The following is a 20,539-nucleotide window of genomic DNA, read 5'->3' as shown; positions in this document are numbered from 1 at the left end:
TTCGAGCGCACCTTCGACCAGGACCACCAGGTGAACTACGCGTACGGGGTGGTCCCGGCGTGCGGGGAGCGGGCGGCGTCGTCGACCGCCGAGGGGCGCGCGGTCGCGGCGTGGTCGCGGGCGTGGTGGACCGGGCACGGCATCGCCGGGCAGGACGCGTACGTGCTGCCGAAGCAGACCGCCGCGACGGTGCTCGCCAAGGTCAAGTCGAACCTGGCGGGGTGCGGCTCGTTCAGCGAGGACGACGTGACCTACCGCAAGGCGGCCAAGCACCAGATCAAGCTGCCCGCCGGGTTCACCGGCGCGGTCGCGGCCTGCTTCGAGGGCTCCGGCGACACCGCCTGCTTCGCGTACCTGGGCCGGGGGCACGTGGTCACGCGGCTGTTCAGCTCCGCCGAGGACCAGACCGGCGCCGAGCGCCAGCTCCAGGCCCTCATGACCCCCGTCGCCACCCGCCTCCAGCGCCTGCCCTGAGGTAAGGAAGGGCCCCTTCTTATCGCTTTCCGTAGTAGAAGGGTCCCTTCCAAACCCTGCGGAGCAGCCGCGGGCACGGGTCAGCGGGGGTCGAGGTCGGCGGTGTCGAGGTCGACCTGGGTGCCCAGGGCGGCGGCGCAGGCGACGGCGAGGACCAGCTCCGCGCCGTCGGGGCGGGACAGGGCGGTGCCGGACAGGGCGACGCCGCGGGTGCCGGGGACGACGGCGGTGAGGGCGGTGCCGTCGGCCGGTGGCGGCAGCGGCATCTCGCGGCGCAGGCCGCCGCCGCGCAGCCCGGTGCCCAGGGCCTTGCCGACGGCCTCCTTCTGGGTCCACAGGGCCAGGAAGTCCTGCGGGCGCTCGCGTACCCAGCCCGCCTCGCGGGCGTGGAACCAGCGCTCGGCCAGCTCCGCGGCGGGCAGTTCGCGGCGCAGCTCGACGTCGATGCCGACCGGGCCGAGCGTGCTCAGCGCGACCGCCGCCACGCCCTCGGTATGGGTCAGCGACAGGTGCAGCTGCGGGTGGGCCGGCAGCAGCGGCCGCCCGGACGGGTCGCGGTGCACGCGGACCGTGGTCGGGCAGGTGTCGAGGGTCTGCGCCACGGCCAGGCGGGCCAGGCAGGTGGCGCAGTGCGATTCGGAGACCCACACACGCAGCACCAGCCGAGCACACCACGCGGGCCTGCCGGGCGGTATCGGTGGGCCGGTCGCGGCCCGGCGCTGATACGGCGGTGGCCGCGACCCGAGTACGGGTCGCGGCCACCGGACGCGCCTGCTGACCGACCGAACGGTCGGTCGGGCAGGTCAGCTCACCAGGAAGTTGGCGAACGCCCACGGCTCGCTGTCGTCGCCGGACGCCGGACGGAAGTTGGCGAACGGCTCGTAGTGCGCGCTGCGCGGGGTCCAGTCGGTGTGCACCGACGGAACCGGGCCCAGGTACGGGTTGGCCACCGACAGGACGGTCTCGTGGTCGAGGTCGTCCGGGACGCACAGGCCCTTGTTCGGGTTCTGCACCATCCAGTAGACGGCGCCCAGCACCGAGGCGGCCACCTGCAGGGTGGTCGCGTTCTGGTGCGCCACCAGCGCGCGCGACTCGTCGATGCTCAGCTGCGAGCCGACCCACCAGCCGTTGAGCTCGTGGCCGAGCAGCAGCACGCCCAGCTCGTCGATGCCGCTGACGATCTCGTCGTTCATGATGCGCTGGTCGGTCTGCAGCTGGTAGCCGTTCATGCGGCACTCGTACAGCGAGGCCATCGCCGCGTCGGTGGGCAGGTAGGCGTAGTGCACGGTCGGGCGGTACACGGCCTGGCCGTCCTCCCACACGGTCAGGTGGTCGCTGATGGTGAAGGCCTCACCGTGGCGGACCACCATGCCGACGATCGGGCCGCCCAGCGGCACCCAGGAGCGCACGTACGTGGTGATGCCGGTCTGGGCCAGGCAGATCTGGTTCTGCGGGCCGGACTCGTGCGTGTACGCGTGCTCGGGCAGCGACGGCTCGTGCGTGCCCCAGCCGAGCTCGGCCGGGGCGATGCCCTCCTCGTAGAAGCCCTCGACCGACCAGGTGTTGACGAACTCGCCGACCTGCTTGGGCTTGTCGCCGATCTGGGTGTCGCGCTCGGAGATGTGGATGACCTTGGTGCCGGTCTCCTTGCCCAGGGCCGCGAAGTCGCGGCCGGCCAGGGCCTCCTCCAGGCGGGCGCGGTGGGCCTCGTCCAGCGGGCGGGCCAGGCGCTCGGGCTCCTTGAGCATCGCGGTGGCGATGTCGGTGAGCGCGACCTTGGTCCAGTGGCTGACCAGGCCCGGGTTGGCGCCGTGCTCGACGACCGCGGTGGGGCCGTCGGCCTTCCACGACTTGGCCTTCTCACGCAGCCGCATGTGCCGGGCGTAGAGGGTGCGCGACTGCGGCGTGGCGTTGAGCTGGTCGGCGTACGGGTCCCACTCCTCGACGGAGGTGTCGACGTAGAGGGTCCCGTGGCGCTGGCACCAGTCGATGATCGTGGGCGTGTCGATGTTCCACGCCAGGTTGATCAGCAGGTCGCCGTCGCCGACGTACTCGGCCAGCTTGGTCTCGATGTTCTCCGGGGTGATCCGCTCCCGCACGTAGGTGCCGCCCGCGGCGGTCACCTCCGCGGCGGTGTGGGCGAGATCCTCGAAGTCCATCACGGTCAGGCGCGTGAAGTCCATGTCCAGGTGGCGCAGCAGCAGCGGTTGCAGGCACTGGGACACAGAGCCGCTGCCGAGCAGGAGGATGCGGCCGGTGAAGGCCAGCTTGGGAATGGAAGTCGTCACGCGCCGTCTCCGATACAGAACGTTGCCAATGGTGCGAATCCGTTGAAGCCAACGGAAGAATACGTGGTGGTATAAGCCCCGGTGCCCAGGATGTCCACATAATCGCCGGGTTTGAGGTCCAGCGGGAGCCGGTAGGGGGCCTTCTCGTACAGGATGTCGACGCTGTCGCAGGTCGGGCCCGCGAGCTTGACCGGTCCGCACGGTTCGCCGTCGCGGGCGGTGACCAGGCGGTACTGGATCGCCTCGCCTTCCGTCTCCGCCAGTCCGCCGAAGCGACCGATGTCCAGGTAGACCCATCGGTGGTCGTCCTCGTAGGACTTCTGCGACACCAGCACCACCTGGGCGCGCAGCACCCCGGTGTCGGCGGCGATGTAGCGGCCCGGCTCGACGGCCAGGTGCGGCGCGGGCAGGTCGGCGAAGTGGCGGTCCACCGCCCCCTCGATCGCCTCCGCGTACTGCTCGATCGGCGCTACCTCCTGCTGGTAGCCGGTGGGGAAGCCCCCGCCGACGTCGAGCAGCCACAGGTTCACGCCGCGGTCGGCCAGCGCCCGGAAGACCCGCGCCGCATGGGCGACGCTGGGTTCCCACCGGGTCGGGTCTAGCTGCTGCGAGCCCACATGGAACGAGATGCCGACCGGGACGAGCCCGATCCGGCGGGCCGAGTCCAGCAGCTCCACCGCCATGTCCGGCGTGCAGCCGAACTTGCGGCTCAGCGGCCACTGGGCGCCGTCGCTGGCGGCCAGCAGGCGGCAGAAGACGGAAGAGCCGGGAGCGTTCTCGGCGATCTTCTGGAGCTCGGCCTCGCTGTCGAAGACGAACAGCCGCACGCCGCGTTCGTAGGCGTAGCGGATGTCGGAGGCCTTCTTGATGGTGTTCCCGTAGGACAGGCGGCCCGGATCCGCACCCTCGGAGAGGCACAGGTCGATCTCTGCGGGGCTTGCCACGTCGAACGAGGAGCCGAGCCGGGCGAGTCGCCTGATCAGCTGCGGCTGAGGGTTGGCCTTGACCGCGTAGAAGACCTGGGTCTGGCGGAAGGCGCCGGTCAGGCGGAGGTACTTGTCCGCCGCGACCTTGGTGTCGATGACCAGGTAGGGGGTTTCCTGCCGGGTCGTGTCTAGGAAGTCCTGGATCTCGCGGTTGCCTGCCGCGATCGTGGTGACCAGGGTGGTGCCGTTGGTCATCGCCATTGTCTCGCTAATCCTCCACTGAAGGGTTTGCTGCGCACCCGGTGCGGTAACGCCGACGGAGGAGTCTAGGGCCAAACGGTGAACAACCGCGGGGCGGGACGCCGTGACAGAGTGTGGCGATGGTCATACGCAGGTGAGGGCGGGCCGCACCGCGGCCCGCCCTCACCCGATCAGGTGACACGCGTCACGATACGGTGATCTTCACGTCGTCGACGCCGGCCTCGACGAGGCTGGCGGTGGAGGCGTCGGCGGCCTCGATCAGGATCCGCACCGACTGCCCCGCGTACGGGCTGAGGCTCCACGTCCCCTGCGCCCACGCGCCGTTGCGGTTGCCGGCCGCCCCGGCCTGGGTGAACAGGATGGTGGTGCCGCCGCTGTGCACGACCGAGACGCGGAAGAAGTCGGCGCTGGAGGAGTTCGACCCGTGCGCCAGGTACCACGACAGCGACAGGTTGATCGCGCCCGAGGACGGCAGCGTCACCGCGGGGGAGCGGACGCTGGTCGTACCCCCGTCGAGGTCGTAGTCGCCCGCGGCCGTGCCCGCCAGACGACCCGTGACCAGGTCGTTGGTTCCGGAGACGGTGGTGCCGAGCTGCTTGGCGCCGCTGGAGTTGGTATCGGCCGGGTCGCCGCGCTCCCAGGCGCCGGTGGTGGCGGTGTCGGTCGCGTTCGGGTTGGTGGTCCACCCGGTCGCGGTCTCGAAGGTGTCCTGCCACACCGTGGTGGCCGGAGTGCCGGTGGCCAGGCCCCACAGCGCGTACGCCGCCGCGTCGCCGGCCCGGTCCAGCACCGTGTCGCTGATGTTGCTGGTGGTGTCGCACGAGGCGTGGTAGCAGGCGTCGAACGCCGACTGGGTGCCGCCCCACTTGGTGACCTGCGCCGCGGTCTTGACCCGCGACGCACCCGCGGCCACCCCCGAGGTCTGCACGCCGATGGTGTTGAACGAGGCGTCGTCGGAGCGCCCGGCGCCCTCGGTGTTCTCCTCGGTCTGCACCCCGATCGAGTCGTAGTACGCCTTGAGCACCGCGCCCGGCGTCGACGTGATCCGGTTGATGAAGTAGCCGCCGTTCTTGGAGCCCACCATGTCGAAGTTGAAGTACGCCTTGATCTTGGCGCGCTCGGTCGACGACAGGTTGTTGGCGTAGAACTCCGAGCCGTTGAGGCCCTGCTCCTCGTCGGTCCACCAGCCGAACCGCACGTGGTTGAGCATGCTCGGCTTGGTCGCGGCCAGGGTCAGCGCGATCTCCAGGATGGTCGACGAGCCCGAGGCGTTGTCGTTGATGCCCGGACCCGCCGCGACGCCGTCGAGGTGGGCGCCGAACATGTAGACGCTGTTGGCGTCGCCGCCCGGCCAGTCCGCGATCACGTTCGGGCCCGCGCCGGAGGTGCAGCCCGAGGTGCAGCTCTGCTTCACCACGGTGAAGCCCGCCGCCACCAGCTTGTCGTAGACGTAGTTCACCGACGCCGTGTAGCCCGACGTGTTCGAGCGGCGGTTGCCGCCGTTGGCGGTCGCGATGCTCTGGAACTGGGTCAGGTGCGCCTTGACGTTGGTCAGGGAGATGTTCGGGGCGGCCAGCGCTGCAGCCGGGAGCGCCGGGGCCGGGGCGGCGGCCTGGGCACCGGGCGCGGCCAGCGCGCCCGCGGTGACCAGGGCCAGGGTCAGCAGACCGCGTAGGACCGGTTGGGGTCTCAAGTGGTACTCCTCACGGTATGGGGATCGCCGGGGGTCACCGGCGCCCGCAGGATATGACCTCCAATGACGAATGTGAATACTGAAAATCATTTCGGTGCCGACTGGGTACGAGCTGGGTGTCCCCACCGGCGCGCGAGCGGATGGCATGATCCCGCCCCATGGACCAGATCCCCGCCGAGTACGTCGCCCGCTACGGCTTCAACCTCAGGCAGGTGCTGATACTCGCCGTCTGCGCCCTGTTCACGGCGGTGGCCGCACTGCCCGGCGTCGACATGGAGCCGCCCGTGCGGGTGCTGACGTTCGCCCTGTTCGGAGTAGGCGGGCTGCTGATGCTGTACAACGCGGCCAGCCGCAAGGTCGCCCTGCGCGTCGACGCCGCCGGGATCCTGCTGGGCGGGCCGCCGGTGCGGTACCGGTCCGGCAGCGTGCTGGTGCCGTGGGCCGAGATCGCGGAGGTCGTGCTGTTCACGCAGGTGGTGCACGGGGGCCACAGCAGGCACCGGTTCCGCTACGTCGGCGTGCGGCGGACCGGCGCGGCCCAGGCGCCCCCGGCCGGGAGCGTGCGCCGGGCGGCCGAGGCCGTCTCGGCGGCGCTGCTGTCGCACGTGCCCGCCGAGGTGGTGCGCAACAGCCGGGCCGCGTCCGGCTGGAAGCTGGACGAGCAGGCGCTGCGGGCGGCGATCGCCTACCACGGCCCTACCGTGCCGGTCGTCGACCTGGGCTGACCGCCGACCCGGCCGCCCGACGTGGCGGGCTCGGCCGATCGAGGTGCGGACCCGGCCGCCCGACGTGCGGGCCGCTCGACATGCGGGCCCGGTCGCTCGACGTGCGCGCCGGTGCCACCCCGCCTACGCTGACGGCCGTGGCTTTCGATCTACGTCGATCGACCCGGACCACCGCGCGCTGGGCCAGCCCGGCCGCGCTGATCCTGGCCGGATTCTGTCTGCTCCTGCCGTTCCTCGCGGTGTCCTGCGACGCGCCGGGCGGCTACGGCCGGGCCGCGCCCGGCGGCACCACCACCTACACCGGCTGGGACCTGGCCGTCGGCGGCGCGCCCGAGGTCACCCCGGACCATCTGCGCCCGGCCGCACAGGCCCAGGACGACACGCTGCCGCCGCAGCCGCTCGCCATCGCGGTGTTGGTGCTGGTCGTGGCCGGTCTCGCGGCGGCGCTCGCGATCGGCGGGGTGCGGGCACGGCGGGCGGCCACGGCGCTGGCCGCCGCGATCGGGGTGGTGTTCCTGGTCGCGAACCAGGCCACCGCGCGGGCGCTGCTGGAGTCGCGGCTGCGCGAGCAGCTGACCGCGCCGATGCCGTCGGGCAAGACCGCCGCCGACTTCATCGCCGACCAGGGCGGCTTCGCCCTGTGCCTGCTCCTGCTCACCCTGGTCGCCATCTTCAACGCCGTCGGCTGGCTCCGCGCCCCCGCCGCACCCGCGCCCGCCCCCGCCGCCGGGCCCTCGCCCCCGCCCTCGCCGCCGAGCGGCGGCGGGGACGCAGCAGTTTCGGGGAAACTGCACGAATAGCGGCCAAGATTCCTGCAGTTTCCCCGAAACTGCACCCGCCCCCCGCCCGCCCTGCCCCGTCCGCCCGCCCCGTCCCGCCCCCGCCCAGTCCGAGTGGTGGGCGGGCGGTTAGCGATCGTTCAGGGGGTGGGGGAGGATGGGCGGCATGGGTGCCACGCATGAGGTGTTCAACCAGGTGCCGCCGCTGGTGGACCATGACGTCGCGGCCGATCCGCCGCTGCTGGCGGCGCTGGAGCGCGAAGGCGCCGGGTGGTACGCCGAGGACCTGCACCGGCTCGGGCGGCTGGCCGGGACGGAGCGGGCGCAGCGGTGGGGCGACGAGGCCAACCGGTATACGCCGGTGCTGCGTACGCACGACCGGTTCGGCAACCGGGTGGACGAGGTCGACTTCCACCCGTCCTGGCACGAGCTGATGCGGGTCGCGGTCGCCGAGGGGCTGGCCGGGGCGGCGTGGGCCGATCCGCGACCCGGCGCGCACGTGGCCCGCGCCGCGGGGCTGCTGGTGTGGAGCGTGGTCGAGCAGGGCCACACCTGTCCGATCTCGATGACATACGCCGCCGTGCCGGCGCTGCGGGCCCAGCCCGATCTGGCCGCCGCCTACGAGCCGCTGCTCACCTCGCGCGACTACGACCCGGGGCTGCGCGCCCCGCTGGGCAAGCGCGGGCTGCTGTCGGGCATGGGCATGACCGAGAAGCAGGGCGGCTCCGACGTACGCACCAACAGCACCGCCGCGGTCGACGCCGGGGACGGCACCTGGCTGCTGCGCGGCCACAAGTGGTTCACCAGCGCGCCCATGAACGACCTGTTCCTGGTGCTGGCGCAGGCCCCGGGCGGGCTGTCGTGCTTCCTGGTGCCCCGGGTGCTGCCCGACGGCACCCGCAACACGTTCCGCATCCAGCGCCTGAAGGACAAGCTCGGCAACCGCAGCAACGCCAGCGCCGAACCGGAGTTCGACGGCACCGTGGCGTGGCTGGTCGGCGAGCAGGGCCGCGGCGTGGCGGTCATCATCGAGATGGTGTCGCTGACCCGTCTCGACTCCAGCCTCGGCTCGGCCGCGGGCATGCGGGCGGCGCTGGTCCAGGCCGTGCACCACGCCCGGCACCGGCACGCGTTCGGCGGCCCGCTGCTGGACAAGCCGCTGATGCGCAACGTGCTCGCCGACCTGGCGGTCGAGTCGGAGGCGGCGACGACCCTGGTCCTGCGGGTGGCGGGCGCGGTCGACCGGGCCGCCCGCGGCGACGGCGGCGAGCAGGCGTTCGCCCGGATCGCCACCGCGCTGGCCAAGTACTGGGTGTGCAAGCGGCAGCCCGCGCTGGTCGCCGAGGCCCTGGAATGCCTGGGCGGCAACGGCTACACCGAGGAGTCGGGCCTGCCCCGGCTCTACCGGGAGGCGCCGCTCAACGGCATCTGGGAGGGGTCGGGCAACGTCAACGCCCTGGACGTGCTGCGCGCGCTGGAGCGCGAACCGGCCAGCCTCGCCGCGTACGAGCGGGAGGTCGGGCTCGGCCTGGGCGCCGACGACCGGCTCGACCAGGCGTGGCGGGAGCTGCGCAAGGAGCTGGCCGACCCCGCCGACGCGCAGCTGCGGGCCCGCCGCCTGGTGGAGCGGATGGCGCTGGTGCTGCAGGGCAGCCTGCTGGTCCGGCACGCCCCGGCGGCGGTCGCCGACGCGTTCTGCGCCTCGCGCCTGGCCGGGGACCGGGGGCTGGCGTTCGGCACGCTGCCCCCGGGTCTGGACCTGGCGGCCGTCCTCGACCGCACCCCGCCGGCCGCCTGAGCCCGCCTGCGCAAGGAAGGGCCCCTTCTTACCGCATTCCGTAGATGAAGGGTCCCTTCCCGACGCGGCGGGTTCAGGCGGCGTTGCCGGTGATGACCAGGACCACGCCGAAGAAGGCCGCAGCGAGGTGCAGGAGGACGAGTGCCAGGTTCACCTGGCTGTCCTGACCCGCCGCGCGGTACTGCAGCACCCGCTTGGGATCGTCGGGGCTGGCGGGGCCGAAGTGCTGGTGGCAGACCTCGGACCGCTTGCTGTGGGCGGTGGCGTCGCGCAGGCACAGGCCCGCCACGGCGACGCCGAACGCGCCGACCAGCAGGAACACCGCCCCGGCACCGACCGTGGGCCCGGTCGCGTCGGCGACGTCGTAGTCCTTGCCCAGGTCCCGGCCCGCCAGGATCAGCGCGGCCGCCACCAGTCCGTACACGACCAGGCTGGCGCCGCTCCAGAGGACGGCCAGGCGCTGCGCTCCCAGCAGCGCGGCCCGCTCCTCCTGCCACAACCGGAAATGCAGTTCGCGTTCGTCCATGGGCGCGTACGGTAGCCGACTCAGAAGCCGTCTGGTGTCCCGCTCGCCGCCGCGCTTCCGAAGATCGCCGTGACGGCGGCGAAGAACACGGCGCTGAAGCCGGAGAACAGGCAGAAGAACAGGCACGCCAGCAGCCACAGCCCGGTCAGCACCCAGCCCACGACGATCGCGACCTGCGCCAGCTCGATGCCGCGCTCGCCGCTGACCGCGATCTGCTTCTTCGCCTCCATGCCGAAGTAGATGCCCAGCGGCGGGAACACCGCCAGCGACAGGACCAGCGCCAGGATGGCGTACGTGTTGTACGGCGGCTGCGGGCGGTGCGGCGGCATGCCGTGGGGGTCGGTCACTGCGGTCTCCCATGGTCGGTGGCCCTGAGGTTAGCGTCGGCATGCCACCGGAGGTGTGGCATCATCGCCCGGTGCGCCGACCCCAGCAGATCTTCGCCGTGTCCGGACTCCTCAACCCGCCGCCGGGCTACCCGCCCCGCTCGCGCAGCCTCCTGATCGACCACGCGGTGTCGCTGACCGGCGTCGACGCGGCCCGGATCTGCTACGTGCCCACCGCGATGGGGGACAACCCGGCGCTGGTCGCCTCGTTCCTGGACGCGTTCGCGGACACGCCGCACACCGTCTCGCACCTGAGCCTGTTCCCGCAGCCGAGCGTGGCCGACGTCCGGGCGCACCTGCTGTCGCAGGACCTCGTCTGGGTCAGCGGCGGCAGTGTGGTGAACCTGCTGGCGGTGTGGCGGGCGCACCGGCTGCCCGAGATCCTGCGCGAGTGCTGGGAGGCCGGGGTGGTGCTGGCCGGCGGCAGCGCGGGCAGCATCTGCTGGCACGTGGGCGGCTCGACGGACTCGTTCTCCGACGACCTCGACCCGGTGACCGACTCGCTGGCGTTCCTGCCGTACAGCAACGGGGTGCACCACGACTTCCCGGAGCAGCCGCGCCGGGCGAAGCTGCACGAGTACATCGAGTCCGGGCTGCTGCCCGACGGGTACGCCACCGACGACGGCACCGGGCTGCACTACGTCGGCACCGAGCTGGTGGAGGCGGTGACCCTGCTGGAGACCGCCGACGCGTACCGGGTGGAGCGGACCGCCGACGGGGTGGTCGAGCGGCCGCTGGGCGCGCGCCTGCTGCGTCCTTAACTTCATCGCCGCGCGCAGCGGCTGCAAGAAATTTCAGTGCACCCTCTACCTCGGAGGGTGCACTTTGGCATGTGCGCACGGCGTGGAAACCCTTTACAGGGCTGACATCTGTTGCTAACTTTCAGAAACTTTCAATTGCCTTGCGCAAGGTCGAGGCGCACGGCCCTCATCAGGGAGCCATACGTGAGAACGCAGAAGCGTGCTCGCGGCCGGTGGGGCGTGCTGTTGCTCGCCGTCATCGGGCTGCTCGCGAGCCTCGTCGTGTCGGTGCCGCCCGCGTCGGCGGCCAACACCGTGACCGTGTTCTACAAGCCGGCGTCGACCTGGACGACGGTGAACATCCACTACGCGCCCACGGGCGGCAGCTGGACCGCCGTGCCCGGCGTCGCCATGGACGCCGCCTGCACCGGCTGGCGCAAGAAGACCATCGACCTGGGTACGGCCACCGGCCTGCAGGTCGTGTTCAACAACGGCAGCGGGACCTGGGACAACAACGGCGGCGCCAACTACGCCCTGGGCACCGGGAACGTCACCGTCGCCGGCGGGGTCAAGGGAACCGGCGACCCGTGCGCCACCACCACCCCCGGCAACACCGTCACCGTGTACTACCAGCCCGCCGCGGGCTGGACCACGGTGAACATCCACTACGCGCCCACCGGTGGCAGCTGGACCACCTCGCCCGGCGTGGCGATGGAGACCGCCTGCACCGGCTGGCGCAAGAAGACCATCGACCTCGGCACCGCCACCGGCCTGGCCGCCACGTTCAACAACGGCAGCGGCACCTGGGACAGCAACGGCGGGTCGAACTACGCGCTCGGCACGGGCAACGTGACCGTCGCGGGCGGGGTCAAGGGCACCGGCGACCCGTGCGCGACCGCGCCGCCCGGCAACAAGGCCACCGTCTTCTACTACACCAAGACCCGGGCCTGGACCACGGTCAACCTGCACTGGGCGCCCACCGGCGGCAGCTGGACCACCGCACCCGGCGTGCTCATGAACGAGACGGCCTGCACCGACTGGGTGAAGAAGACCGTCGACCTCGGCACCGCCACCGGCCTGGCCGCCACGTTCAACAACGGCAGCGGCACCTGGGACAACAACGGCGGCGCCAACTACCCGCTCAGCGCGGGCACCGCGACGGTACGCGACGGCGTGGTCAAGAACGACACCACCGACCCGTGCAGCGCGGTCCCGCCGGACACCTCGGCCCCGACGGTGCCGACGAACGTCACCGCCACCGCGAACATGCTCTCCATCGCGCTGGCCTGGACCGCCTCCACCGATGACCGGGGCGTCACCGGCTACCAGGTGACCCGCACCGGCGGCGCGGCGGGCACGGTCGTGTTCACGTCCACCGGCAACGCGTTCACCGACACCGCGCTCGCGGCGACCACCAGGTACTCGTACACGGTGAAGGCCATGGACGCGGCCGGGAACCTCTCGGCCGCGAGCGCCGCGGCCTCCGCGACCACCGGCACCCCGCCGCCGGTCACCAGCGGCACCATGCTCGGCGGCGACCCGCGCAAGGACAGCATCTACTTCGTGATGACCGCGCGGTTCTACGACGGCGACACGAGCAACGACCGGGGCGGCAGCCAGCACGTCAAGTCGGGCAACGCCGCCAACAACGACCCCATGTTCCGGGGCGACTTCTCCGGCCTGATCCAGAAGCTCGACTACATCAAGGGCCTGGGCTTCTCCGCGATCTGGATCACCCCGGTGGTGCTCAACCGGTCCGACTACGACTACCACGGCTACCACGGGTACGACTTCTTCCGCGTCGACGCCCGCCTGGAGTCGCCGGGCGCGTCGTACCAGAACCTGATCGACACCGCCCACGCCAAGGGCCTGAAGATCTACCAGGACGTGGTCTACAACCACAGCTCCCGCTGGGGCGCCAAGGGCCTGGCCACCCCCAAGGTGTACGGCGTCCGCGACGCCCAGTGGAGCTGGTACTACGACGTGCCGAACCCGAACTTCACCTACGACGGCCTGTCGATCGAGCCGACCTCGGGCAAGAGCTACTACACCGGCGACCTGTGGTCGACACCCGAACCGGCCGGCAACACCTGCCGCAACTGGGGCGTGTTCAGCGGCTTCTACAGCGCCGAGGGCTACAAGGTCTACAACTGCCAGTGGCCGAGCCCGACCTCGGGCATGTTCCCGGCGAACCTGTACCACCAGTGCTGGATCGGCAACTGGGAGGGCGAGGACGCGCGCAGCTGCTGGCTGCACGAGGACCTGGCCGACTTCAACACCGAGAACGCCACGGTGCAGCAGTACCTGATCAGCGCGTACGACCGGTTCATCGACATGGGCGTGGACGGGTTCCGCATCGACACCGCGGTGCACATCCCGCGCGTCACCTGGAACCGCCGCTTCCTGCCCGCGCTGGAGGCGAAGCTGATCAGCAAGTACGGCGCGACCAAGGCCAAGGACTTCTACGTCTTCGGCGAGGTGGCCGCGTTCGTCAACGACAAGTGGAACCGCGGCTCGGTCAACCACTCCGCCCAGTTCTTCACCTGGAAGGAGCGCCGCGAGTACAGCGCCGACGACGTCACCGCGGCGATCGAGCAGTACAACTACGAGAACAACCTCGGCACCGGCGGCCAGCCGACCAGCACCAACGCGTTCCTGCAGGGCAACACGTACCACGCCCCGGACCGCACCCAGTTCAGCGGCATGAACATCATCGACATGCGCATGCACATGAACTTCGGTGACGCGCCCAACGCGTTCAACAACGGGCGCGACTCCGACGACAGCACCAACGACGCCACGTACAACGTCGTCTACGTCGACTCGCACGACTTCGGCCCGAACAAGTCCTCCACCCGGTACGCGGGCGGCACCGACGCGTGGGCCGAGAACATCTCGCTGATGTGGACGTTCCGCGGCGTGCCGACGCTGTACTACGGCTCCGAGATCGAGTTCCAGGCGGGCAAGCAGATCGACTGCGGACCCACCTGCCCGCTGGCCAACACCGGCCGGGCCTACTACGGCGCGAACGTGGAGGGCACGGTCACCGCCTCCGACTTCGGGGTCGTCTCCAGCTCCTCGGGGGCCGTGGCCACCACGCTCAGCAAGCCGCTGGTCAAGCACCTGCAGCGGCTGAACCTGATCCGGCGGGCCATCCCGGCGCTGCAGATGGGGCAGTACTCGACCGCGGGGGTGAGCGGGTCGATGGCGTACAAGCGCCGCTACACCAGCGGCTCGGTCGACAGCTTCGCCCTGGTCACCGTCTCGGGCAGCGCCACGTTCACCGGCGTGCCCAACGGCGTCTACACCGACGCGGTCACCGGCACCTCGATCACCGTCACCAACGGGACGCTCACCGCCGCCGTCTCCGGCAAGGGCAACCTGCGGGTGTACGTGCTCGCGCTGCCGGGAAACCCGGCGCCGGGCAAGATCGGCACCGACACCACCTGGGCCCGCTGACCCCCGCCCGCCCACCCGCCCACCTCCTCCGGAGGTAAGGAAGGGCCCCTTCTTATCGCTTTGCGAGGTAGAAGGGGCCCTTCTTAACGCGTGAGCGCGGTCAGCGCGAGCGGGCTGGCCGGGGAGGGGGGGCGCCGGTGTGGGTGCGACCGGGGCCGGTCAGCGGCCGCGCCAGGTGGCGACGCACGCCTCGTTGCCCTCGGCGTCGGCCAGGACCCACCACATCGGCGCGTGGGCGTCGGTGACCAGGCGGCCTCCGGCCGCCAGCGCGGCGGCGATCCGCGCCTCGGCCTGGTCGTGCGGGACGGCGATGTCGAGGTGCATGCGGTTGCGCTGCGGGCGCGGGGCGTCCATGCCCTGGAACTCCAGGCCGGGGGCGCGTGCCGCGGGGTCGTACAGGTAGTCGTCGCCGAGCCGGCGGTAGCCCAGCACCGCGCGCCAGAACGGCAGCACGTCCGCCGTGACCAGGGCGTCGATCGAGATGCTGAGCAGTTGGACGGCGGCCGGGTCGGCGGGGACGCCCAGCTTCGCAGCGGCGGCCGAGATCTGCCTGGCCAGCTCGACATCCCGGGCCCGCAGGCTCACCGTGACGGCGTCGTGCCGCAGGTCGACCAGGGGCGGGCGGTCCGCGGCGTCCAGCAGGCCGGCGATCTCGCCGACCAGCGCCACGCCCCGCGCGAACGAATCGGTCCGGAAGCAGGCGGAGACCAGGTGGTACAGCACCCGCCAGTCGTCGACGCCCTCGGCCGCGTGGAACTGCCCCGCCGTCAGCTGCTCAGCCATGCCGCCCAACCTAACACCGCGCCCGCCGATCGACTGAGGACCGTCGATCACGGTGCCAAAGTGCCGATCGGTGTTGATCACGGTGCCGGGGTGCGGACACGCCGTCGAACACGTCCATAAGTTCATGATCAACGGTACTGGCGGGTGGTTGGTTCGGTCGGATGGCCGACCGTGGGGGGAGGGCGGTAGTGGGGGTGAGCTGGGGAGGTTTGGGGGGCGGGAGAATGAAGGGGTGTCAACCACTAGCTGACAGTGGCGTCGCCGTCGCACAATGCGGATCATGCGTTGGTTCGGACTGCCGGGACGTCGGGGAGCGCGCTGCCCCGTGCGCCCGCAGGAGCATGCGTGGCTCGAGACGTCGCTCGGGTGGCTGGATCGCGAGTTCGGCCGTGCGCCGCTGCTGGCGGCCCCCGCCCGCCCGGCCGAGTTGATCCCGGTGGATTACGCCGGCGGGCTGCAGGAGGCGCGGACCCTGGTGGATCTGCTCTGCTGGCGGATGGGCGTCGATCCGGTACGGGTGGAGCTGGAGCTGCACTCCCAGCCCGCCCCCGTGGAGCACCACCGGCTGCGCGGCGGCAACTCCGTGATCGGGGTCGGGTTCGCCCACGCCGCGGCCCCGGCCGCGATGGTCGCCACGGTCGCGCACGAGCTCGGCCACGTGCTGCTGGTCGGCGACGGCCGGCTGGACCCGGCCGACCCCGACGTCGAGCCGCTGGCCGACCTGGTGACCGTCTGGTACGGCCTGGGCGTGTTCGGGGCCGGGGCGGCCGTGCGCTGCGCCCGGCGCCGCCCGGGGCTGACGCTGCCGCGCTACTCGTACGCGCTGGCGCACTATGCCTGGCTGCGCGGCGAGACCGACCCGGAGTGGCTGGCCGACCTGCGCCAGCTGCCCCGCGCGCAGGTGCGCCGGGGGCTGCGCCACCTGGCCCAGCGCGGCGGTCAGCCCGCGGCCCACTCGCTGTAGCCGATGCCGTCGCGGTGGTGCGCCAGCGCCGCCGCGGCGTAGGGCACCATCGGCGTGGGCAGCTTGCGCAGGCCGAACCAGTGCAGGTCGGCGCACTTGTGCGGTTCGGCGTTGACCGGGGTGCCGTGCCAGCGGTGAACCGCGAAGAACAGGTGCAGGTAGGGGTCCTCCCCGGCCAGATGCTGGTGCATCGTATGGACCAGGGTCGCGGCCGCCGGGTCCAGGGCCAGGCCGAGCTCCTCCTTGGCCTCGCGGGCCAGCGCGTCCAGCGGCGACTCGCCGGGCTCCACGTGGCCCGCGGGCAGGTGCCACTGCCCGTCGGACCAGCCGGTGCCGCACCGCAGCCCGAGCAGCACGTCATCGCCGCGTCGCAGGATCAGGTGTACCGCGAGGATCGTCTGTGCCCGGTGTGCCACCTGCGCATTCTCGAACGCCTGTACGAGCCCCGTCAAGCACCGCCACACCACCGGCGGATGTTGAAATTCCGCGGTGTCGGCTTAGGATGCGCCGGTCAGGCCGGTGCGGGTGTGCCGGCCAGATCGCCACCCGAGAAGGAGCCACCCATGACCTCTCCCGATCCGTCCAGCGCCCGGGTCGCCGCCGCCCTGCAGCCGCTGCGCGTGCTGTTCGTGCTCGGCCTGCTGGTGTATCCGATGCTTCACCTGATCTTCCGGTTCTTCGACTGGGTCGTGTCCGACAACGGCAGCACCCTGGCCGCGCGCTCGGTCGGGGCGGGCTTCGCCGACCTGCTGGTCATGTCCCTGCCGCTGGTGGCCGTGCTGATCGCGACGCTGACCGGCCCGGTGCTGCCCGGCGCGCGCCTGTTCAGCCTGATCGCCCTCGGCGAGTACGCGTTCGCGCTGTTCTTCGGGGTGTTCGCGTACCTGATCGGGTTCGGCATGCTCGAGTACATCGGGGTGCTCGACTACCTGGTGCTCACCCTGGCCCGACTCGGCCTGGTCGCGCTGGCCGGGTTCACCGTGCTGCGCGTCTTCATCGCCCTCGGCGGCCAGCTGACCGTCCCGGCCGCGCTGCGCAACCCGCAGGCGCCCCCGCCGCCCCAGGTCTGACCTGCCCGCCCGCCCGCGCGGCGGCGTCCCCGCACTGGCGGGGGCGCCGCCGCGCGCCCGTATGTGGGGCTGCACTTTCGGGGAAACTGCGCGAATGCGGCCCAAGATTCCTGCACTTTCCCCGAAACTGCACGCCGCCACCCGGTGTCGCACACCCTGTGTGTCATGGTGTCGGGGGATTGACTGCCTTTGATGGTGGAATGGCCTAGTGTGCGGCGGAAGGTACCCAGCCGAGCACCGGGGAGCGCGATGGACGTCAGGAGCGTGGGCGGGACCAGCCGCCTGCAGCCGGACTTCACCAGGGTCAACGAGCTGGCCGTCCGATCCGAACGGCTGCCGCGCCGAAAGAGTGACGCCGTGTTGCCGTTCCCGGCCGGGATGTGGCTGTGGGTCGGCTCGACCGCGCTGGTGCGGCTGACCTGCTGGCTGGCGGGCGCGGCGGCGGCGGTGGCCGCGGTCTGCGCCGTGCTGGTGCTGCTCGGCGGGCGCGCCGCCGCCTGGTGGTGGCTCGGCGCGCTCGCGGCGGCGCTGCTCGCGCTGCTGGCCGCGCCGGTGCGCGACCTGCTCCGGCGGCGCGACCCGAAGAGCTGGCAGCAGGCAGTGACCGGCGAGTACTGGTCCTGGCGCCGCCCGCCGCGCCGGTTCGAGCCCGCGCCCGTCCCCGCCCCGCTGCCGTCGTGGCTGCGTGATCCGCTGCACCGGCGCCTGCTCGGGCTGGTACGCCGGTCGGGCGCCGCCTCGCACGCGGACAAGCTGCGCTGGGCGGGCCGCTGGGCGCGCAGCCGGCAGCTGCGGCCGCTGGTGCCGCGCCTGACGGCGCTGGCCGCGCTGTCGGTCCTGCTCACCGTCGCCGCGTGGCGGGCCGGGTGGATCGACGTCCGGCCGGGCCGGCTGCTGCCGGAGGGCACCGAGCTCGGCGGGTACGAGCTCGACCCCGCCGTCGTGCCCGCCGTGGACGTGGCGCTGGCCGCCGCCGCCGACTACGCCTGGCAGCTGGTCGACCTGGTGCCGCTGCTGCACCTGACCGAGGTGTTCGGCTGGGCGCGGCCGGGCGCGCTGGCCGCCGCCGGACCGCACAACGTGTTCGCCGAGGTGCTGCGGCTGGGCGTGCTGTGGCTGGTGGCGACCGCGGTGTTGGCGCCGCCCCGGCGCCCGGTCGACGTCGACGCCCGGCCGCCGCTGCTGGCCGGGCAGGTCGAGCGGGCGCTGGTGGACGAGCTGGTGGCGGCCCGGCGGCTGCTCAGCGCGGGCGGTGCCGACCGGCACGACCTGCGCCTGCTCGATGCCGCCTGCCGCCGCCTGCGCGCCGAGGAGGTGTCGGTGCCCGCCCCGCACGAGACCTGGAGCCTGGACGCCCTGTGCCAGGCGCTGGCGGTCGAGCAGTCCTGGATGGCCGACTGGCGCGTGCCCGAGCAGCGCACCGGCGACGACGGAGGCGCCTGGTGACCAGGCGCCTCCGGGCTGGGCGGGATCAGTTCAGGATGTCGTTGGAGGGCGGGTTGAAGTCGCGTACCGGCTTGTCCTTCAACGCTTCCCGCAGCGAGTTGGCGACCGCCTCCAGCGGCTTGTTGTAGTTGCCGTCGGTGGCGGCGTTGCGGGTGTTGTCCGGGTCGGCGATGAAGCTGGCCGCGGCGAGTTCGGGTGTGAACCCGACGAACCAGGCCGCCTGGGTGTTGTCGGTGGTGCCGGTCTTGCCCGCGACCGGGCGCCCGACCAGGCCGTACACGATGGAGCCGGTGGACCAGTCGCCGCAGCTGCCCTTGGCGGCCTTGTAGCCGGTGACGCAGCGGGCGGCGTCGGTGGCGGCCCGGCCCACGTCCTCGCTGAACGCCCGGTGGCACTGCGGGTCGGCGGCCTTGAGCTCCTTGCCGTCCTTGGCCTTGTACGTGACGTCCGCGCCGGCCGGCGTCCGGATCGCCATGACCGGGCTGGGCTTGCAGTACATGCCCTCGGCGGCGACGGTGGCGTACGCGTTGGCCATCTCCAGCGGCGTCGTGTCGGCCACGCCCAGCGTGAACGAGCCCCAGCCGTCGGCGCGGGCCGGTGAGGCCAGCGACCGGTCGACCTCGTTGTGCCAGGTCAGGCCGACCTTCTCGGCCATCCGGACCGCCTTCTCGGCCCCGATCGCCTGCTCCAGCTGCACGAAGTACGTGTTCACCGACTTGCCGAACCCGGTGTACATGTTCTGCTTGCCGGTCATGCTGCCGCTGGCGTTGGACGGGCACCACCGGTTGCCGCAGGCGGCCGGGCCGCCCGGCTCGACGACGTACTGCGACACGTAGCGCTGCGGGGCGTAGAACGACTTGGACATCTTCATACCCGAGTCCAGCGCCGCCAGCATGGTGAACATCTTGAACGTCGACCCGGCCTGGTAGCCGGAGATGTTGCCGCCCCCCAGCAGGGGCGCGACCGTGTTGGGGTAGCTGCCCTTGATGCCCGCGGCCTGCTTGATCGGGTCGGAGTTCGAACCGTTGCCCGACTGGTCCAGCGAGTAGATCCGGTTCACCGACATGGTCAGCACCCGGCCGGTGCCCGGCTGGACCACCACGTTGCCGTACGCCAGCTTGCTGTTCAGCGGCTCGCGCTTGAGCAGGTCCTCCTCGGAGAACGCCTGCAGCTTCGGGTCGAGGCTGGTCGTGATCTGGTAGCCGCCGGTGCGCAGCGCGTCCAGGCGGTCGTTGGGGTTGGTGCCGAACGCCGCCTGCTGCGACCACCAGTTCTTGAAGAAGTCGCAGAAGAAGCCCCAGTCGCGGTGGGACGAGGGCACCGACGAGCAGTCGTGGCCCGGCTCGGTCAGCTTGAGCTTGATCGGCGTGGCGATGGCGGCCGCGGCCTGCGCCGGGGTGATCAGTTTCAGCTCGCCCATCCGCCGGATGACGTAGTTGCGCCGGTCCAGTGCGGCCTGCGGCTGGTTGGCCGGGTCGAACGAGGAGGGCGCCTTCACCAGCCCGGCGAGCGTGGCCGCCTCGACCAGGGTCAGGTCCTTGGGCTCTTTGGAGAAGTAGATCTGGGAGGCGGCGTAGATGCCGTAGGCTCGATGGCCGAAGTAGGCCATGTTGAGGTAGCCCTCCATGATCTGGTTCTTGGTCCAGTGGCCTTCGAGCTTGACCGCGAGCCGGATCTCGGTGAGCTTGCGCTCGGGGGTCTGCTCGGTGGCCTGGATCGCCTCCCCGGGCGTGCGCGCGCTGTCGCGCAGGGACATGCGCACGTACTGCATGGTCAGGGTGGAGGCGCCCTGGGCGACCTCGCCCTCGCGCCGGTTGGTGAGGAAGGCGCGGGCGATGCTCTTCACGTCGACACCCATGTGCGAGTAGAACCGTGCGTCCTCGGCGGCGAGCACCGCCTGGGTGACCTGGGGCGACACGGTGGACAGGGGTACGAACTTGCGATGCTCGTCGTAGAACATCGTGATGAGGGTCTTGCCGTCGTTGGCATAGACGTACGACGTCTGGCCGACCTGGTGGTCGCGCAGCTGCGTGGGGAGCGCCTGGTAGATGTCGGACGCCTTCATCACGCCCAGTCCCGCGGGGACGGCCAGGGGCAGGGAGGCCAGCGCCAGTGCCGCGCCCCCCAGCACGCCGGTGCGCAGCAAGCCGCTGTAACGGCTGAAATGGCTGAGGAACCGCTGCACCATAGACCCGAATATAGGCAGCGTGGACGGTCTACA

The 20,539-nt window shown here is 71.7% G+C and carries 17 protein-coding genes; 8 read left to right on the top strand and 9 right to left on the bottom strand.

Annotated features, from left to right (window positions below):
* Positions 1–554 precede the first annotated feature (554 nt).
* The 4 genes from QEZ54_RS15885 to QEZ54_RS15870 all read right to left on the bottom strand — a co-directional run bounded on the left by QEZ54_RS15885 (position 555) and on the right by QEZ54_RS15870 (position 5,642).
* Entirely contained in the window at positions 555–1,133 is a 579-nt protein-coding gene (locus tag QEZ54_RS15885; RefSeq protein ID WP_281305363.1) for a 4'-phosphopantetheinyl transferase superfamily protein, read from the bottom strand.
* Positions 1,134–1,277: 144 nt separating this feature from the next.
* On the bottom strand, positions 1,278–2,762 hold the full coding sequence (locus tag QEZ54_RS15880) for a saccharopine dehydrogenase NADP-binding domain-containing protein (protein ID WP_281305362.1): 1,485 nt from the start codon (positions 2,760–2,762) through the stop codon (positions 1,278–1,280).
* On the bottom strand, positions 2,759–3,949 hold the full coding sequence (locus QEZ54_RS15875) for a type III PLP-dependent enzyme (RefSeq protein WP_281305361.1): 1,191 nt from the start codon (positions 3,947–3,949) through the stop codon (positions 2,759–2,761). The genes QEZ54_RS15880 and QEZ54_RS15875 overlap by 4 nt, the downstream gene beginning before the upstream one ends.
* 184 nt (positions 3,950–4,133) lie before the next feature.
* Positions 4,134–5,642 (bottom strand): M28 family metallopeptidase, encoded by a 1,509-nt coding sequence (locus QEZ54_RS15870; protein WP_281305360.1) that lies wholly within the window; start codon positions 5,640–5,642, stop codon positions 4,134–4,136.
* A gap of 158 nt (positions 5,643–5,800) precedes the next feature.
* Between QEZ54_RS15870 and QEZ54_RS15865 the strand changes: the two genes are divergently transcribed.
* The 3 genes from QEZ54_RS15865 to QEZ54_RS15855 all read left to right on the top strand — a co-directional run bounded on the left by QEZ54_RS15865 (position 5,801) and on the right by QEZ54_RS15855 (position 8,944).
* Positions 5,801–6,367, top strand: a complete 567-nt coding sequence (locus tag QEZ54_RS15865; protein WP_281305359.1) for a hypothetical protein — start codon at positions 5,801–5,803, stop codon at positions 6,365–6,367.
* Positions 6,368–6,504: 137 nt separating this feature from the next.
* Positions 6,505–7,167 carry a hypothetical protein gene (locus QEZ54_RS15860; RefSeq protein ID WP_281305358.1) on the top strand — a complete coding sequence of 221 codons (663 nt, stop codon included), beginning with the start codon at positions 6,505–6,507 and terminating at the stop codon, positions 7,165–7,167.
* Between the two features lie 145 nt (positions 7,168–7,312).
* Positions 7,313–8,944 (top strand): acyl-CoA dehydrogenase family protein, encoded by a 1,632-nt coding sequence (locus QEZ54_RS15855; protein ID WP_281305357.1) that lies wholly within the window; start codon positions 7,313–7,315, stop codon positions 8,942–8,944.
* Between the two features lie 73 nt (positions 8,945–9,017).
* Here QEZ54_RS15855 and QEZ54_RS15850 read toward each other — a convergent pair whose 3' ends face one another.
* Complete coding sequence (locus QEZ54_RS15850; protein ID WP_281305356.1) at positions 9,018–9,470, bottom strand: hypothetical protein; 453 nt, start codon at positions 9,468–9,470, stop codon at positions 9,018–9,020.
* Between the two features lie 20 nt (positions 9,471–9,490).
* Positions 9,491–9,799: a DUF4190 domain-containing protein gene (locus QEZ54_RS15845; protein WP_281305429.1), complete on the bottom strand. Its 309-nt coding sequence runs from the start codon at positions 9,797–9,799 to the stop codon at positions 9,491–9,493.
* 89 nt (positions 9,800–9,888) lie between these two features.
* On the opposite strand from QEZ54_RS15845, the gene QEZ54_RS15840 reads away from it, so the two are divergent.
* Together QEZ54_RS15840 and QEZ54_RS15835 are read left to right on the top strand one after the other, a co-directional pair.
* A complete protein-coding gene (locus tag QEZ54_RS15840; protein ID WP_281305355.1) occupies positions 9,889–10,617 on the top strand; it encodes a peptidase E in 729 nt (242 codons plus the stop codon).
* A 183-nt stretch (positions 10,618–10,800) separates the two neighbouring features.
* Positions 10,801–14,055 carry a carbohydrate binding domain-containing protein gene (locus QEZ54_RS15835; protein ID WP_281305354.1) on the top strand — a complete coding sequence of 1,085 codons (3,255 nt, stop codon included), beginning with the start codon at positions 10,801–10,803 and terminating at the stop codon, positions 14,053–14,055.
* A 159-nt stretch (positions 14,056–14,214) separates the two neighbouring features.
* Here QEZ54_RS15835 and QEZ54_RS15830 read toward each other — a convergent pair whose 3' ends face one another.
* A complete protein-coding gene (locus QEZ54_RS15830; RefSeq protein ID WP_281305353.1) occupies positions 14,215–14,838 on the bottom strand; it encodes a VOC family protein in 624 nt (207 codons plus the stop codon).
* Between the two features lie 280 nt (positions 14,839–15,118).
* Between QEZ54_RS15830 and QEZ54_RS15825 the strand changes: the two genes are divergently transcribed.
* Positions 15,119–15,802: a hypothetical protein gene (locus tag QEZ54_RS15825; protein WP_281305352.1), complete on the top strand. Its 684-nt coding sequence runs from the start codon at positions 15,119–15,121 to the stop codon at positions 15,800–15,802.
* Here the strand turns inward: QEZ54_RS15825 and QEZ54_RS15820 are convergent.
* Positions 15,778–16,218 (bottom strand): NUDIX domain-containing protein, encoded by a 441-nt coding sequence (locus QEZ54_RS15820; RefSeq protein ID WP_281305351.1) that lies wholly within the window; start codon positions 16,216–16,218, stop codon positions 15,778–15,780. The genes QEZ54_RS15825 and QEZ54_RS15820 overlap by 25 nt on opposite strands.
* Positions 16,219–16,365: 147 nt before the next feature.
* On the opposite strand from QEZ54_RS15820, the gene QEZ54_RS15815 reads away from it, so the two are divergent.
* Entirely contained in the window at positions 16,366–16,872 is a 507-nt protein-coding gene (locus QEZ54_RS15815) for a hypothetical protein (RefSeq protein WP_281305350.1), read from the top strand.
* A gap of 249 nt (positions 16,873–17,121) precedes the next feature.
* A complete protein-coding gene (locus tag QEZ54_RS15810) occupies positions 17,122–18,318 on the top strand; it encodes a hypothetical protein (protein ID WP_281305349.1) in 1,197 nt (398 codons plus the stop codon).
* 25 nt (positions 18,319–18,343) lie between these two features.
* On the opposite strand, the gene QEZ54_RS15805 is transcribed toward QEZ54_RS15810, so the two are convergent.
* A complete protein-coding gene (locus tag QEZ54_RS15805; protein ID WP_281305348.1) occupies positions 18,344–20,506 on the bottom strand; it encodes a transglycosylase domain-containing protein in 2,163 nt (720 codons plus the stop codon).
* Positions 20,507–20,539 lie beyond the last annotated feature (33 nt).

This window comes from Catellatospora sp. KI3 (assembly GCF_029948125.1).
Classification (GTDB): domain Bacteria; phylum Actinomycetota; class Actinomycetes; order Mycobacteriales; family Micromonosporaceae; genus Catellatospora.
Note: the sequence above shows the minus strand (reverse complement) of the source record. Positions and strands in the feature narration are given on the sequence as shown.

What these genes read in the sequence shown, in the direction of transcription:
- QEZ54_RS15810 (WP_281305349.1), top strand. Translation starts at nt 17,122, where the DNA reads ATGGACGTCAGGAGCGTGGGCGGGACCAGCCGCCTGCAGCCGGACTTC.
- QEZ54_RS15830 (WP_281305353.1), bottom strand. Translation starts at nt 14,838, where the DNA reads ATGGCTGAGCAGCTGACGGCGGGGCAGTTCCACGCGGCCGAGGGCGTC.
- QEZ54_RS15825 (WP_281305352.1), top strand. Translation starts at nt 15,119, where the DNA reads ATGCGTTGGTTCGGACTGCCGGGACGTCGGGGAGCGCGCTGCCCCGTG.
- QEZ54_RS15865 (WP_281305359.1), top strand. Translation starts at nt 5,801, where the DNA reads ATGGACCAGATCCCCGCCGAGTACGTCGCCCGCTACGGCTTCAACCTC.
- QEZ54_RS15815 (WP_281305350.1), top strand. Translation starts at nt 16,366, where the DNA reads ATGACCTCTCCCGATCCGTCCAGCGCCCGGGTCGCCGCCGCCCTGCAG.
- QEZ54_RS15845 (WP_281305429.1), bottom strand. Translation starts at nt 9,799, where the DNA reads ATGCCGCCGCACCGCCCGCAGCCGCCGTACAACACGTACGCCATCCTG.
- QEZ54_RS15805 (WP_281305348.1), bottom strand. Translation starts at nt 20,506, where the DNA reads ATGGTGCAGCGGTTCCTCAGCCATTTCAGCCGTTACAGCGGCTTGCTG.
- QEZ54_RS15850 (WP_281305356.1), bottom strand. Translation starts at nt 9,470, where the DNA reads ATGGACGAACGCGAACTGCATTTCCGGTTGTGGCAGGAGGAGCGGGCC.
- QEZ54_RS15855 (WP_281305357.1), top strand. Translation starts at nt 7,313, where the DNA reads ATGGGTGCCACGCATGAGGTGTTCAACCAGGTGCCGCCGCTGGTGGAC.
- QEZ54_RS15875 (WP_281305361.1), bottom strand. Translation starts at nt 3,949, where the DNA reads ATGGCGATGACCAACGGCACCACCCTGGTCACCACGATCGCGGCAGGC.